General features: G+C 61.0%; 13 protein-coding genes and 1 riboswitch. Of the genes, 11 read left to right on the top strand and 2 right to left on the bottom strand.

Annotated features, from left to right (window positions below; genetic code table 11):
• Positions 1–5: 5 nt before the first annotated feature.
• Both ICA15_RS18465 and waaA read left to right on the top strand, forming a co-directional pair.
• Entirely contained in the window at positions 6–908 is a 903-nt protein-coding gene (locus tag ICA15_RS18465; RefSeq protein ID WP_210554276.1) for a LysR family transcriptional regulator, read from the top strand.
• A gap of 11 nt (positions 909–919) precedes the next feature.
• Complete coding sequence (gene waaA, locus ICA15_RS18460; RefSeq protein ID WP_210554275.1) at positions 920–2,194, top strand: lipid IV(A) 3-deoxy-D-manno-octulosonic acid transferase; 1,275 nt, start codon at positions 920–922, stop codon at positions 2,192–2,194.
• 186 nt (positions 2,195–2,380) lie between these two features.
• On the opposite strand, the gene ICA15_RS18455 is transcribed toward waaA, so the two are convergent.
• Complete coding sequence (locus ICA15_RS18455; protein ID WP_150602665.1) at positions 2,381–3,814, bottom strand: TolC family outer membrane protein; 1,434 nt, start codon at positions 3,812–3,814, stop codon at positions 2,381–2,383.
• A 196-nt stretch (positions 3,815–4,010) separates the two neighbouring features.
• Positions 4,011–4,116, top strand: a riboswitch (TPP riboswitch).
• A 168-nt stretch (positions 4,117–4,284) separates the two neighbouring features.
• Here ICA15_RS18455 and thiC point away from each other — a divergent pair.
• Together thiC and cytX are read left to right on the top strand one after the other, a co-directional pair.
• On the top strand, positions 4,285–6,174 hold the full coding sequence (gene thiC / locus ICA15_RS18450) for a phosphomethylpyrimidine synthase ThiC (RefSeq protein WP_210554274.1): 1,890 nt from the start codon (positions 4,285–4,287) through the stop codon (positions 6,172–6,174).
• A 246-nt stretch (positions 6,175–6,420) separates the two neighbouring features.
• Positions 6,421–7,713 carry a putative hydroxymethylpyrimidine transporter CytX gene (gene cytX, locus ICA15_RS18445; RefSeq protein WP_150617553.1) on the top strand — a complete coding sequence of 431 codons (1,293 nt, stop codon included), beginning with the start codon at positions 6,421–6,423 and terminating at the stop codon, positions 7,711–7,713.
• Here the strand turns inward: cytX and ICA15_RS18440 are convergent.
• The gene (locus ICA15_RS18440; RefSeq protein ID WP_150602662.1) at positions 7,682–8,428 is read right to left on the bottom strand and encodes an RsiV family protein; all 747 of its coding nucleotides are present in this window, start codon (positions 8,426–8,428) and stop codon (positions 7,682–7,684) included. The two genes, cytX and ICA15_RS18440, sit on opposite strands and share 32 nt — an antisense overlap.
• Positions 8,429–8,656: 228 nt before the next feature.
• On the opposite strand from ICA15_RS18440, the gene ICA15_RS18435 reads away from it, so the two are divergent.
• The 7 genes from ICA15_RS18435 to ICA15_RS18405 all read left to right on the top strand — a co-directional run bounded on the left by ICA15_RS18435 (position 8,657) and on the right by ICA15_RS18405 (position 14,922).
• Entirely contained in the window at positions 8,657–9,274 is a 618-nt protein-coding gene (locus ICA15_RS18435) for an NUDIX domain-containing protein (protein ID WP_115145950.1), read from the top strand.
• The gene (locus tag ICA15_RS18430) at positions 9,265–9,717 is read left to right on the top strand and encodes a DUF1249 domain-containing protein (protein ID WP_003221062.1); all 453 of its coding nucleotides are present in this window, start codon (positions 9,265–9,267) and stop codon (positions 9,715–9,717) included. Before ICA15_RS18435 ends, ICA15_RS18430 begins: the two co-directional genes overlap by 10 nt.
• A 99-nt stretch (positions 9,718–9,816) precedes the next feature.
• Entirely contained in the window at positions 9,817–10,632 is an 816-nt protein-coding gene (gene cpdA, locus ICA15_RS18425) for a 3',5'-cyclic-AMP phosphodiesterase (RefSeq protein WP_210554273.1), read from the top strand.
• Positions 10,633–10,857: 225 nt separating this feature from the next.
• Positions 10,858–11,466: a YqiA/YcfP family alpha/beta fold hydrolase gene (locus ICA15_RS18420; protein ID WP_150602660.1), complete on the top strand. Its 609-nt coding sequence runs from the start codon at positions 10,858–10,860 to the stop codon at positions 11,464–11,466.
• A gap of 41 nt (positions 11,467–11,507) precedes the next feature.
• Complete coding sequence (gene parE / locus ICA15_RS18415; RefSeq protein WP_150602659.1) at positions 11,508–13,412, top strand: DNA topoisomerase IV subunit B; 1,905 nt, start codon at positions 11,508–11,510, stop codon at positions 13,410–13,412.
• On the top strand, positions 13,412–14,401 hold the full coding sequence (locus ICA15_RS18410) for an esterase-like activity of phytase family protein (RefSeq protein ID WP_210554272.1): 990 nt from the start codon (positions 13,412–13,414) through the stop codon (positions 14,399–14,401). Before parE ends, ICA15_RS18410 begins: the two co-directional genes overlap by 1 nt.
• On the top strand, positions 14,398–14,922 hold the full coding sequence (locus ICA15_RS18405; RefSeq protein ID WP_210554271.1) for a TIGR02281 family clan AA aspartic protease: 525 nt from the start codon (positions 14,398–14,400) through the stop codon (positions 14,920–14,922). Before ICA15_RS18410 ends, ICA15_RS18405 begins: the two co-directional genes overlap by 4 nt.
• Positions 14,923–14,929 lie beyond the last annotated feature (7 nt).

Raw genomic sequence — 14,929 nt, 5'->3', positions numbered from 1 at the left:
GTGTGATGAGCATGCAGTGGAATCTAGATCAGTTACGCGTGTTTATCGCGGTCGCCGAGCAGCGTTCGTTCTCCGCCGTGGCCCGGCAGCAGCGCAAGGCGCAGTCGGCGATCAGCAGTGCCATCGCCATGCTCGAGGACGATTTGGGCGTGAGCCTGTTTGAGCGTAGCAGCGGTCGTCAGCCCAGGCTCACCGAAGCGGGGGAGGCGCTGCTCGAGGAGGCGCGGGAAGTCTTGCGCCAGTGTGAGCGCCTCAATGGCCGGGCCATGGCGATGATGCGCGGCCAGGAAGCGCAACTGCGCGTGGCGCAGGATGAGGCGATGCCTTATCAGGCACTGGTGGAAAGTTTCGGCGCGCTGGCCGAACAATTTCCCAGCCTGGAAGTACAACTCACCAGCGCTGCTCAAGGCGAAGTCGCACGCAAACTCGTCGAGCGCCGCGCCGATCTCGGCTTGCTGTTCTATCACGATGAAATCCCCGAGGCGCTGGAACGACGAGTGCTGGGCAGCGTGGAAATGGTCACGGTCTGTGGGATCAATCATCCGTTGGCGACGCAGCCCTACGTCACCTGCCAGCAACTGGCGCAACACCGGCAACTGTTGATGTCGACGCAAACCAGCGTCTACCCCGGCAGCGAGCCGGCCAGTCCACAGGTGTGGCGGGCCGACAGTTTCTACGTCATGGCCGAATGGTTGGTGCGCGATCTTGGCTGGGCGTGGCTGCCCCGGCACGTGGTGCAGTACTCGGCGTATCAGGGTTTGATGGTCGAGCTCGCCAGCGAATGGACGCCGCCAGCGCTGGTGGTGGAGCTGGTCTGGCGGCGCGACGAGCCGCTCGGCCCTGCGGCGCGTTGGCTGGCCGAGCGTTTTGCCGTGCACTTGCGCGCGATCGACGGAAAAAGTCGATAAACTCCGCCGCCATGAATAGAACTCTGTACACCGCGCTGTTTTACCTGGGGCTGCCATTGGTGGCGATTCGGCTGTGGCTGCGGGCGCGCAAGGCGCCGGCGTATGCCAAGCGCATTGGCGAACGTTTCTCTTACGCAATGCCGGCGCTGCAACCCGGTGGCATCTGGGTGCACGCGGTGTCGGTGGGCGAAAGCATCGCCGCGGCGCCGATGATCCGCGCCTTGCTGCAACGTTATCCGCAGCTGCCGATTACCGTGACTTGCATGACGCCGACCGGTTCGGAGCGAATTCAGGCACTGTTCGCCAACGAGCCGCGCATCCAGCACTGCTATCTGCCCTATGACTTGCCGTGCGCAGCGGCGCGTTTTCTCGATCGCGTCCAGCCGAAACTGGCGGTGATCATGGAAACCGAACTGTGGCCCAACCATATTCATCAGTGCGCCAAACGCGGCATCCCGGTGGCGCTGGCCAACGGGCGCTTGTCCGAACGGTCGGCCAAGGGGTATGGCCGCTTCAGCAAACTGACCGCGCCGATGCTCGCCGAGATGAGTTTTTTTGCCGTGCAGACCGAGGCCGAGGCTCAGCGCTTCCGCGATCTGGGTGCGCGTCCGGAGACGGTCGAGGTCACTGGTTCGATCAAATTCGACCTGACCATCGACCCGCAACTGCTGCAACGCGCCGCCCAATTGCGTGGCCAGTGGCAGGCGCTGGAGCGACCGGTGTGGATCGCCGCCAGCACCCATGACGGCGAGGATGAAGTGGTGTTGAACGCCCACCGGCGTTTGTTGGCCAATCATCCGGATGCGTTGCTGATTCTGGTGCCGCGTCACCCGGAGCGCTTCAACTCGGTGTTTGAACTGTGTCAGCGCGAAGGTTTTGCCACGCTGCGTCGTTCGACCGGGGCCAATGTCGATGCGCAAACTTCGGTGCTGCTCGGCGACACCATGGGTGAGCTGCTGTTTCTCTACGCCTTGGCCGACAGCGCCTTTGTCGGTGGCAGCCTGGTGCCGAATGGCGGGCACAATTTACTGGAGCCCGCCGCACTGGCAAAACCGGTGATCAGCGGCCCGCACCTGTTCAACTTTCTCGACATCGCCGCGCAGTTGCGCGAGGCCGGCGCGTTGGTTGAAGTGGATGATGCCGAAGGGCTGGCGGTGCAAGTGCAGCGCCTGTTCGAGTTGCCGCGCGATGCGCAGCGCATGGCCGACGCCGGGCTGGCGGTGATGCGCCGCAATCAGGGCGCGTTGCAGCGATTGCTCGATGGCCTGGGCAGACTCATCAAGTAGCCTGGCGCCACAGTATTTTCAGGTGACATGAATTTGTGGCGAGGGGATTTATCCCCGATCGGCTGCGCAGCAGTCGTCAATACGGCTAGCCAAGTCTGACGGAATCACCGCGGTGAATGGTTTTGGGGCCGCTTCGCAGCCCATCGGGGATAAATCCCCTCGCCACAGGGAATTTATTCACGTTGTTTACGGCCGAGCCCTGAGCTGCGCCTCGGCAGCCTTGGCCAGATCCGGCGGCAGGAAGTCCTTGTCGGGGTTGTAATCGGCCTTCAGGTAACGGCGCAGATCCTCCAGATCACCCGGGTTCAACGTCCCCGCGGCCTGCTTCAAGCGCAGGTTGTCGAGGATGTAGTCGTACCGCGTGTTGTTGTAATTGCGCACCGAGCTATACAGCTGGCGCTGGGCATCAAGCACGTCGACGATGTTGCGCGTGCCCACCTGATAACCGATTTCCGTGGCTTCCACCGCGCTCTGGTTGGAGATGATCGACTGGCGGCGCGCCTGCACCTGCTCGACGTCGGTATTCACCGCGCGGTGCAGGTTGCGAGTGTTTTCGACGACTTGCCGGCGCAGGGCTTCGCGCTGCTGCTCGGTTTGGTCAAGCCGCGAGTAGGACTCACGCACCTGGGAGCTGGTCAGCCCGCCGCTGTAGATCGGGATGTTCAACTGCAAACCCAGCGTGCTTTGTTCAACATTGCCACCGTACGGCGCGCCGAATGAGTTCGGGTTGGCGAAACCGAGGGCGTCGTTGTCACCTTTTTCGTATTTGGCCACGGCGTCGAGGGTCGGCAAGTGGCCGGCCTTGCGCTGTTTCAGGGTCTGTTCGGCGGAGCTGACGGCGTAGTTGCTGGCGAGCAGATTGAGGTTCTGTCTGGCGGCGGTGTCGACCCACGACTTGGCGTCATTCGGCGCTGGCGGCAGGATCGGCAGCGTATGGACAATGCCTTGAATCGAGTTGTACTGACGGTTGGTCAGGGTGATCAGCGCTTCAAATGCATCATCGACCTGACGCTGCGCGACGATCCGGTTGGCCCGCGCGGTGTCGTAGCTGGCTTGCGATTGCAGCACGTCGGTCTTGTCCGACAGGCCGACGTCGAAGCGTTCGTTGGACTGATCGAGCTGGCGCTTGAACGCGGCTTCTTCAGCCTTGGTCGAGGCCAGGTTGTCCTGGCTGCGCAACACGTTGAAGTAGCTCTCGGCCGATTGCAGAATCAGGTTCTGCTCGGTGGCCGACAGTTGCAGCGCGGCTTGTTCGTTGACGTCTTTGGCAGCCTGGTACTGGAACCATCGATCGGCGCGGAACAGTGGCTGAGCCAGAGTCGCCTGATACGAGTGAGCGCTGCGGTTGGCGATGGCTGAAGGCTGATCGATAGACGTGCGTACATCCGCCACTTCGGCGCCACCGGACAGATTCGGCAGCAATCCGGCGCGAGCCTGCGGTACCACCTCTTTCTGTGCACCGTACTGGGCGCGGGCGGCGGCCAGGTCGGCGTTGTTGTCGACCGCTTCCTGATAGACGCTGACCAGATCGGTTTTGGTCGACAAGGGCGCTTCTGCTGCCCAGGCCATTGCGTTGGACGCACAAGACACGGCAAGAGCCAGTGAAAGTTTGCGCAGCATGAGGCGATCCCTAGCATGAATATTATGGAAGTAATCCGGGCGCCAAAGGTAAGGCGCGGCCCCTGTAGCGTCAAGGCTCGGCGGGGCAGAGCGAGTGTAGTTGCGCCTGCGCTCGGCAACAATCCGTTAATTGCGCCATTCATCATGGGGTTTGCCGCGGTGTTGGCGTTCTTTGCCGGTTGTGTCTAGACTGGCCGGGTTCTTGTCGGGGTGCCTTGCTATGAGGCTGAGATCGAATAATTTCGGATCCCGTTGAACCTGATCAGGTTAGCGCCTGCGTAGGGAACAAGATTTCTCGTCACCCGGCGAGTCCTCTTGTGCTTCGTCCGGGATGTTGTTCGACAATCGAACAGCCCTCGAGCACTGAGCACAGCACCAACAGCAAAGTCATCGCTGATTGGTCGCGTCCATTCGTTACAGGTTCGCTCCGACAAAAATCCACTGCCTGGATGCTGTCTGGAGAGCCCGTGATGACGATAAAACTAAAAAATACGACGAACCTGAGTGATTCGGCCCAAGTCGATCAACAGTCGGTTCAACCCTTTACCCGCTCGCAAAAAGTCTACGTTCAGGGTTCCCGCCCGGACATCCTCGTGCCGATGCGCGAAATCAGCCTCGACGTGACACCGACCGACTTCGGCGGCGAGATCAACGCGCCGGTCGTCGTGTACGACACCTCGGGCCCGTACACCGATCCCAACGTCATCATCGATGTGCGCAAAGGCCTGGGCGATGTGCGTTCGGCGTGGATCGAATCCCGTGGCGATACCGAGCGTCTGTCGGGTCTGAGTTCCAATTTTGGCCAGGAACGCCTAGCCGACGCCGAGCTGACCAAACTGCGCTTTGCCCACGTGAACAACCCGCGCCGCGCCAAGGCCGGGGCCAACGTCAGCCAGATGCACTATGCGCGCAAAGGCATCATTACCGCCGAGATGGAATACGTCGCCATCCGCGAAAACATGAAGCTTGAAGTGGCTCGCGCCGCCGGGCTGCTGGATCAGCAACACGCCGGGCACAGCTTCGGCGCCAGCGTGCCGAAAATCATCACTCCTGAATTTGTCCGTGAAGAAATTGCCCGTGGTCGCGCGATCATTCCGGCCAACATCAACCACACCGAACTGGAACCGATGATCATCGGCCGTAACTTCCTGGTGAAGATCAACGGCAACATCGGCAACAGCGCTTTGGGTTCTTCGATCGAAGAAGAAGTGGCGAAACTTACCTGGGGCATTCGCTGGGGTTCAGACACGGTCATGGACCTGTCCACCGGCAAGCACATTCACGAAACCCGCGAGTGGATCATCCGCAACTCGCCAGTGCCGATCGGCACCGTGCCGATCTACCAGGCGTTGGAAAAAGTCGGTGGCGCCGCTGAAGACCTGACCTGGGAGCTGTTCCGCGACACGCTGATTGAGCAAGCCGAGCAGGGCGTCGACTACTTCACCATCCACGCCGGCGTGTTGCTGCGCTATGTGCCGCTGACCGCCAAGCGCGTGACCGGCATCGTTTCCCGTGGCGGTTCGATCATGGCCAAGTGGTGCCTGGCGCACCACAAAGAGAACTTCCTCTACACCCATTTCGACGAAATCTGCGAAATCATGAAGGCCTACGACGTCAGCTTCTCGCTGGGCGACGGCCTGCGTCCGGGCTCGATTGCCGACGCCAACGACGAAGCGCAATTCGGCGAGCTGGAAACCCTCGGCGAGCTGACCAAGATCGCCTGGAAGCACGACGTGCAGTGCATGATCGAAGGCCCGGGCCACGTGCCGATGCAGTTGATCAAAGAGAACATGGACAAGCAGCTGGAATGCTGCGACGAGGCGCCGTTCTACACCCTCGGCCCGTTGACCACTGACATCGCGCCGGGCTACGACCACATCACCTCGGGTATCGGTGCGGCGATGATCGGCTGGTTCGGTTGCGCCATGCTTTGCTACGTGACGCCGAAGGAGCACTTGGGCCTGCCGAACAAGGATGACGTGAAGACCGGGATCATCACCTACAAGATCGCCGCGCACGCAGCGGACTTGGCCAAGGGGCACCCGGGCGCACAGATCCGCGACAACGCCTTGAGCAAGGCGCGATTCGAATTCCGTTGGGAAGACCAGTTCAACCTCGGTCTCGATCCGGACACCGCGCGTTCGTACCACGATGAAACCTTGCCGAAAGACTCGGCCAAGGTCGCGCATTTCTGTTCGATGTGCGGACCGAAATTCTGCTCGATGAAGATCACTCAGGAAGTCCGCGAATACGCGGCCAACCAGCGGATCGAAGCGGTCGACGCCGAAGTCGCCCAAGGCCTGGCGGAACAGGCTGAGCGGTTCAAGAAGGAAGGCAGTCAGCTGTACAAGAAAGTTTGATCTGACCTGAACAGGTGGGGTCTGCAAAGGCCCCATCGCCAGCAGGCTGGCTCCCACAGGGGACTATGAACGTACTCTCCTGTAGGAGCTGCCGAAGGCTGCGATCTTTTGACTTTGTTTTGCAAGATCAACAGATCGCAGCCTTCGGCAGCTCCTACAGAAAACTATTCACAAGTTCCCTGTGGGAGCCAGCCTGCTGGCGATAGCGGTCAACACAACAACAAATGTCCCTCTGAGATAACACCCTTGAGCATTCAACCCGGTACCTACTCCCCCGATCTCGCCGTGCCCGCCGACAAGCGTGTATTCGGCGGTCGCGATCTGTTTTCCCTGTGGTTCTCCCTCGGCATCGGCCTGATGGTGCTGCAGACCGGCGCATTGCTCGCGCCGGGTCTGGGCTTGTCCGGTTCGCTGCTGGCCATTTTCCTCGGCACGCTGGTCGGCGTTTTGCTGCTGGCGGCCGTCGGGGTGATCGGCAGCGACACCGGCCTGTCGTCGATGGCTGCACTCAAACTCAGCCTCGGCAGCAAAGGTGCGAGCCTGCCGGCGCTGCTCAATCTGTTGCAACTGATCGGTTGGGGCTCGTTCGAAATCATCGTCATGCGAGACGCCGCCAGCCTGCTCGGCACCCGCGCATTCAGCGAAGGTTCGCTGTGGTCCAATCCGGTGTTGTGGACGCTGTTCTTCGGCGCTCTGGCGACCCTGCTTGCCGTCAGCGGGCCGCTGACGTTTGTCCGGCAGATCCTGCGCAAATGGGGTATCTGGCTGCTGTTGGCCGCGTGCCTCTGGCTGACCTGGAACCTGTTCGCCAAGGCTGATCTGGCCGCACTTTGGGCGCGTGCCGGTGACGGTTCGATGCCATTCGCCGTGGGCTTCGACATCGCTATTGCCATGCCGCTGTCGTGGCTGCCGCTGATCGCCGACTACTCGCGTTTCGGCAAGCGTGCGAAGAACGTTTTCGGCGGCACCGCCGTCGGTTTCTTCATTGGTAATTTCTGGCTGATGAGCCTCGGCGTGGCATATACCCTGGCGTTCGCGCCGAGCGGTGAAGTCAATGCGTTGCTGCTGGCACTGGCCGGTGCCGGGTTGGGTATTCCGTTGCTGCTGATTCTGCTCGACGAGTCTGAAAACGCCTTCGCCGACATTCATTCGGCAGCGGTGTCCAGCGGGATTCTGTTGCGCCTGAAAGTCGAGCATCTGGCTTTGGCCATCGGCGTCATCTGCACGCTGATTGCACTGCTGGCGCCATTGGCGCAATACCAGAATTTCCTGCTGCTGATCGGCTCGGTGTTTGCGCCGTTGTTCGGCGTGGTGCTGGTGGATCACTTCATCCTGCGCAAGCGCCGGGGGCTGGTCGCTTCAGCCGCGTTGCGCTGGCCGGCGTTGTTGGCGTGGCTGGGTGGTGTCAGCACCTATCACTTACTGGCGAATCTGTATCCGGACATCGGCGCGACCCTGCCGGCGCTGGTGCTGGCAGGGCTGCTGCAATTGGTGCTCGGTCGAGCCTTCAGTTACGGCCGGGAAACAGCTCAGGCTTGAGAATGCCGTTCAGACGTGGATAAGGGATCTTCAGTTCGACGTGGCCCAGCGCGTAAGGCGCGATGGTGCTCGTTTCGTACTTGAGGATCACCCCGCCGTAGGTCAGCGCGACGTGCGGGGTTTTCACGAATGGCCAGCTCTTGACGAATTCGGCTTCCTGATCGAGCTTAGTGCTGATCAGCCAGCTGTTGTGCGCCACTTGCGCAGCCTTCCAGAACGCCTCTTCCTGCCCCGGCATCAGCATGTCGGACAGATTCAGCACTTTGTGCTGCTGGCGCGAATAGTTGATGAAACCGCGACCCGGTGTGCCATGGGCGCCACCGGTGTCGAGGTAGCTCGACAATTCGATGATCACCAAGCCGTCATGCTGCTCACGTACTTTCGCTTGCAGATAGCTGCTGTTGCGCGGGCCGGCGTTGGCCAGAAACTGCTCGCGGTAGGCCGCCAGCGTCGGCGCGACAGGTGCGCCCGGCTCGGTGCGGGTCATTTGCAGCAGGCGTTTTTCGATGATCGGGTCCAGCGCGGGCTCTGCTGGGAAGCGCAGGGTGTCGATGTTCACCAGTGGGCAATCCGGGTTGGAACAGCCCGGTTTCAGCTGTTCCGACGCATCACGGGTGGTTTCCAGCGGCGTGCGATAGTTGGGCTGGAACAGGCTCGCGCACGCGCCCAGGGTCAGGGCAATGGCGGCCACGGAGGCAATTTTGAAAAGCGACATGGGCGTCCTTTCGAAAGCAGGGGAAGGCAAAAAGTTACCGCTTCGACTCTCAACGAAGCAGTCAGTTCGCCACTAAGCTAATTAGAGTGGGTTTCGCCGCCACCGTCCATCCCGATGACGGTAAAGGGGCTGCATCAAACGGTACGGGCGCGTTAGGATGGCGCGAAGTCGAGGTTGCCGGTAACGATAAGGAACCTCGTAATGGATTCGCAGTAAACGAGGATGCTCATGACTGACTTTGCCAACGCCATTCCGACCGCCGTCGACATCGTGCGCCGCGAGAGCTGCTATCAGGGCTTCTACAAGCTCGATCGTGTGCACCTGCGCCATGAGCTGTTCGCCGGGGGCATGAGCCGCGAGATCAACCGTGAAGTGTTCGTGCGTCACGATGCCGTGTGCGTGCTGCCGTACGATCCGCAGCGCGACGAAGTGGTGCTGATCGAGCAGTTTCGCGTCGGCGCGATGGGCAAGGCTGACAATCCGTGGCTGGTCGAACTGGTCGCTGGTCTGATCGACAAGGATGAACAGCCGGAAGAAGTTGCTCACCGCGAGGCGCAGGAGGAAGCTGGGCTGGACATCAAGGCCCTGTGGCCGATGACCAAATATTTCCCGTCGCCGGGCGGCAGCAACGAGTTCGTGCATCTGTATCTGGGGCGTTGCAGCACCGATGGCGTTGGCGGCCTGCATGGGCTGGAGGAAGAGGCAGAAGATATCCGCGTCACGGTCTGGGCCTTTGAAGATGCCTTGCAGGCCGTCCGTGACGGACGCATTGCCAACGCGGCGAGCATCATCGCTTTGCAGTGGCTGGCGCTCAACCGCGCCGAAGTGAGGGGGCTATGGTTGTAAACAAGTTGCGCGATCGTTATCGAGTCGACCTCGCGGGGCTGCAAGCCGCCTGCGAGGCCAACTACGCGCGCCTGATGCGACTGGTGCCGGACATGCGCAACGAGCCCGAGGCGCGGCGCATCGCTGTGACTCAGGGCGAGCAGATGCTCGGCGTACTGGCCCTCGAAGTGCTGCAAACCTGCCCGTATACCACCACGTTGCAAGTGCGTCAGGAGCACAGCCTGCCATGGCTGCCGGTGCCGCAACTGGAAGTGCAGGTCTATCACGACGCGCGCATGGCCGAAGTGATCAGCGCCGAACATGCACGACGCTTTCGCGGCATCTATCCTTACCCGAACGCCGCGATGCATCAGCCCGATGAAAAAGCTCAGCTGAATCTGTTCCTGGGGGAATGGCTGAGTCATTGCCTGGCGTTAGGGCACGAGTACGAAGTCGTACGCTAGTTGTGAACTGCGTCCGGTTCCTCGGTTTCCTCTTTCAGTAATCCCCCAGCATAATTGCGGCACTTAACCGATTCCGTGCTTTTGCCTTGGGAGAACGCCTTGCCGAGCGTATCCACGTTGACCACCGCCGATCCGGCGTTGCTGGTGCAGTTGTCCGACAGCCATCTGTTCGCCGAAGCGGGTGGCACACTGCTGGGCATGAACACCCGCGACAGCCTGCAAAAAGTCATCGAGTTGGTCCTGGGGCAGCAGCCACGGATCGATCTGATGCTGGCCACCGGGGATATTTCCCAGGATGGCACGCTGGAGTCGTATCAGCTATTTCGTGAAATGACCGCGCAGATCGATGCGCCGGCGCGCTGGATTCCCGGCAACCACGACGAACCCATGATCATGGCTGAGGCAGCAGTGCAAAGCGCGTTGCTGGAATCGGTGGTCGATCTCGGCAACTGGCGTGTGACGATGCTGGATTCGGCGGTACCGGGTTCGGTGCCGGGGTATTTGCAGGACGATCAGTTGCAACTGCTGGCCCGCTCGTTGAGCGAAGCGCCGGAGCGTCATCATCTGGTGTGTTTTCACCATCATCCGGTGTCGATCGGTTGTGCGTGGATGGAGCCGATTGGTTTGCGCAATCCGGAAGCGTTTTTCGAAGTGCTGGATCGTTTTCCGCAGGCGCGGGCGGTGCTGTGGGGGCACGTGCATCAGGAAATTGATCGCGAGCGTAATGGCGTGCGTTTGATGGCGTCGCCTTCGACCTGTATTCAGTTCGAGCCGGGGAGTGAAGACTTCAAGGTCGGCGAGCAGGCGCCGGGATATCGCTGGTTGCGGTTGTTGCCGGATGGGGGGCTGGAAACTGGCGTGGAACGCGTGACTGGCTTCGACTTCACCGTCGACTACGGTTCCAACGGGTACTGAAATTCCTTTTCCCAACGGCTAATGCCAACCCCCGGCTAACGCTACCCTGTAGGAGCTGCCGAAGGCTGCGATCTTTTGATCCTGTTTTTTTACAATCAAAAGATCGCAGCCTGCGGCAGCTCCTACAAGAGGCAACATGGTCTGCATGGGCATCATTTGTATGGCCCATCCTGCTGTGACTCCCTGTAAACTCCGCTATCTTTCGCCGACACCCAGGGAGCTCAAATGTCCGGTTCGATCCTCTATATCCACGGTTTCAACAGCGCCCCGGCCTCGACAAAGGCCTGTCAGCTGGTCGCGGTGATGGAGCGCCTGGGTTTGAGTGAGCAATTGCGTGTTCCGGCCCTGCATCACCATCCGCGTGAAGCCATCGGTCAGTTGGAACAGGCGATTGCCGAGCTAGGCCAGCCGTTGCTGGTGGGAAGCTCCCTCGGCGGCTACTATGCGACTCACTTGGCCGAGCGCCATGGCCTGAAAGCCCTGCTGGTCAACCCGGCGGTCAGCCCGCACCGGATGTTCGACGGCTATCTGGGCACGCAGAAAAACCTGTACACCGATGAAACCTGGGAATTGACCCACGACCACGTTGCGGCCCTGGCCGAACTGGAAGTGCCGGCGCCCCAGGATGCGCAGCGTTTTCAGGTCTGGTTGCAGACCGGCGATGAAACATTGGATTATCGCCTCGCCCAGCAGTATTACCGCGCCTGTGCCTTGCGCATCCAGGCCGGCGGCGACCACAGTTTCCAGGGTTTCGCCGGGCAATTGCCGGCGTTGCTGAGTTTTGCCGGCATTGGCGCCGATTTGTATCAGGCAATCGATTTCACCGCACTGTGAAGTCTTGCCCCTATTTCATGAATGACTGACGACGAGACCCTATGGCCACTCCCAGCGCTAGCTCTTATAACGCCGACGCCATCGAAGTCCTCTCGGGCCTCGACCCGGTGCGTAAACGCCCCGGCATGTACACCGACACCAGTCGGCCGAACCACCTCGCCCAGGAAGTCATCGACAACAGCGTCGACGAAGCCTTGGCCGGCCACGCCAAATCGGTGCAGGTCATCCTGCACGCCGACCACTCGCTGGAAGTCAGCGACGATGGCCGCGGCATGCCGGTCGACATCCACCCTGAAGAAGGTGTGTCGGGCGTTGAGCTGATCCTCACCAAGCTCCACGCGGGCGGCAAGTTTTCCAACAAGAACTACCAGTTCTCCGGCGGTCTGCACGGGGTGGGTATTTCCGTGGTCAACGCCTTGTCGACCGAAGTCCGGGTGCGCGTGAAGCGTGATGGCAACGAGTACCAGATGACGTTCGCCGATGGCTACAAGGCCACCGAACTTGAAGTCGTCGGCACCGTTGGCAAGCGCAACACCGGCACCAGCGTGTATTTCGCGCCGGATCCGAAGTATTTCGACTCACCGAAATTCTCCATCAGCCGCCTCAAGCACGTGCTCAAGGCCAAGGCTGTGTTGTGCCCGGGCCTGCTGGTCAGCTTTGAAGACAAAGGCACCGGCGAGAAAATCGAGTGGCATTACGAAGACGGCCTGCGCTCTTATCTGGTCGACGCTGTCAGCGAGTTCGAACGCCTGCCGGACGAACCGTTCTGCGGAGCTTTCGCCGGTAATAAAGAAGCGGTCGATTGGGCATTGCTGTGGCTGCCGGAAGGTGGCGACGCGGTGCAGGAAAGCTACGTCAACCTGATCCCGACGGCGCAGGGCGGTACCCACGTCAACGGTCTGCGTCAGGGCCTGCTCGATGCGATGCGCGAATTCTGCGAATTCCGCAGTCTGCTGCCGCGCGGCGTGAAGCTGGCGCCGGAAGACGTCTGGGAGCGCATTGCCTTCGTTCTGTCGATGAAGATGCAAGAGCCGCAATTCTCCGGCCAGACCAAAGAGCGTCTGTCGTCCCGTGAAGCGGCGGCGTTTGTTTCCGGTGTGGTCAAGGACGCGTTCAGCCTGTGGCTCAACGCCAACCCGGAAACCGGTCTGGCGCTGGCCGAACTGGCGATCAACAACGCCGGCCGTCGTCTGAAAGCAAGCAAGAAAGTCGAGCGCAAACGCGTCACCCAGGGTCCGGCACTGCCGGGCAAACTGGCCGACTGCGCCGGGCAGGACCCGATGCGTTCCGAACTGTTTCTGGTCGAAGGTGATTCCGCCGGCGGTTCCGCCAAGCAAGCGCGGGACAAGGAATTCCAGGCGATCCTGCCGTTGCGCGGCAAGATCCTCAACACCTGGGAAGTCGACGGCAGCGAAGTGCTCGCCAGTCAGGAAGTGCACAACATCGCCGTGGCCATCGGTGTCGATCCAGGCTCGGCCGACATCGCCCAACTGCGCTACGGCAAAATCTGCATCCTCGCCGACGCCGACTCCGACGGTCTGCACATCGCAACCTTGCTCTGCGCGTTGTTCGTCCAGCATTTCCGCCCGCTGGTGGATGCCGGTCACGTCTACGTCGCGATGCCACCGCTGTACCGAATCGACCTGGGCAAAGAGATCTACTACGCCCTCGACGAGGCTGAGCGCGACGGCATTCTCGACCGTCTGGTCGCCGAGAAGAAGCGCGGCAAGCCACAGGTCACCCGATTCAAAGGTCTGGGTGAAATGAACCCGCCGCAACTGCGTGAAACCACCATGGACCCGAACACCCGGCGTCTGGTGCAGTTGACCCTGGAAGACTTCGACGCAACCTCGGAAATGATGGACATGTTGCTGGCGAAAAAACGCGCCGGCGATCGCAAGTCGTGGCTGGAATCCAAAGGCAACCTGGCCGAGGTTCTTGGTTGATGCGGGTTGGCTTTGCCCTGGCGTGTGCGTTACTCCTGAGCTCTGTTTCGGCGTTTGCCGAGCCGGTGCCGGAGTTGCGCGTGCTGTCCGAACATCCGGTAGACGGCATGCGCGGCGGCAACCTGTCGGGGCTGGCGCAGTGTGGCAACGAGTTGTGGACGGTGTCCGACCGCGACGATGATCAGATCTATCGCCTCGATACGCGGCAAACCACCTGGCAGGCCGAAACCGTGCACATCGACGTGCCACAATTGCCCGAGACCGGGTTGCCGTGGGGTTTGCGTTCGCGCAACTGGGCAGCGTCGTTCGTGCGCGGCGGCGATCTGGATTTCGAAGGCATCAGCTGCGACAGCGCCGGCAATCGCTACCTCGTCAGCGAGGGGCATGCAGCGGTGTTGCAGTTGCCTGTCAGCGGCCCGGCAAACTGGCTGAAGATCTCGCCGATGCTGGTTCGCGAAGCGCGAGCCAAGGGCATGTTGCAGAAATTCAACGCGATATTCGAAGGTCTGGCGATCAATCCGGCGGGCGATCAGATGTGGTTGGCTGCCGAGCGCCAAAGCCGTGGCTTGCTGTTGATCAAGCGCCAGCAGACGGTGTGGGACTGCGACGGACGCTGTGTGTTGGTGAGCGAAGGCGGCAAGGAAATGCAGCCGGCGCAGTTTCCCAAAGCCAAAGCGGTCGACCGGGATTTTTCCGACCTGTCATTGTTCAACGGCAAGCTGTTCACCCTCGAGCGCAATGCCTTCCAGATTTGCCGTCGCGATTCGCTGACGGCCAAGGTCGAGCGCTGCTGGTCGTATGCCGCCGAACTTTTGCAGAAAAACCGCCGCTATTCACAGAACTATGGGCTGGAAGAAGCGTTGATCGTTGATGCTGAAGGCGCGTGGATTGGCGTCGACAATAATTTCGGCCCGCGTGCCGATGGCGAGAACCGCCCGATCGTCTGGCGCTTCGCAGCGCCGGAAGGTGGCTGGAGCGCCAAGCCATGAGCCAGCAACTGCCGGGCAAGCGCGCCGGCCGGGTACTGATGATTCTGGCCTGGTGTGCGGCACTGTTTCTGGCGACGCGGTTTTTTGGTCAGTGGGAACAACGCCAGCAGAATCCGAACGTCGTCGTGAGTTCGGAGCAGGGCGCAGGATTTATCGAAGTGAAACTGGCGAGCAATGCCCAAGGGCACTTTGTCGCCAGCGGTCAGATCAACGGCGAACCGGTTGAGTTCATGCTCGACACCGGCGCGACCGATGTAGCGATCCCGGCGGATCTGGCCAAGCGTTTGAAGCTGGAAGAAGGTTTCGGTGTGACCCTGAGCACGGCCAATGGCCTGAGCCAGGGCTATCGTACAAAAATCGCTCGCCTGCAACTGGGCGACATCGTGCTGCGGGATGTCCGCGCGCTGGTGGCGCCGGGGTTGCATGGTGATCAGGTGCTGCTCGGCATGAGCGCCCTGAACAAACTTGAATTTACTCAGCGCGGTGGCACCATGCTGCTGCGCCAGACAACGAACCGATGAGGCCTGC

Origin of the sequence: Pseudomonas sp. P116 (assembly GCF_020149425.1) — a bacterium.
GTDB lineage: Bacteria > Pseudomonadota > Gammaproteobacteria > Pseudomonadales > Pseudomonadaceae > Aquipseudomonas > Aquipseudomonas anatoliensis.
The sequence above is the reverse complement of the archived record's forward strand: the minus strand, read 5'-3'. Positions and strand labels throughout refer to the sequence as shown.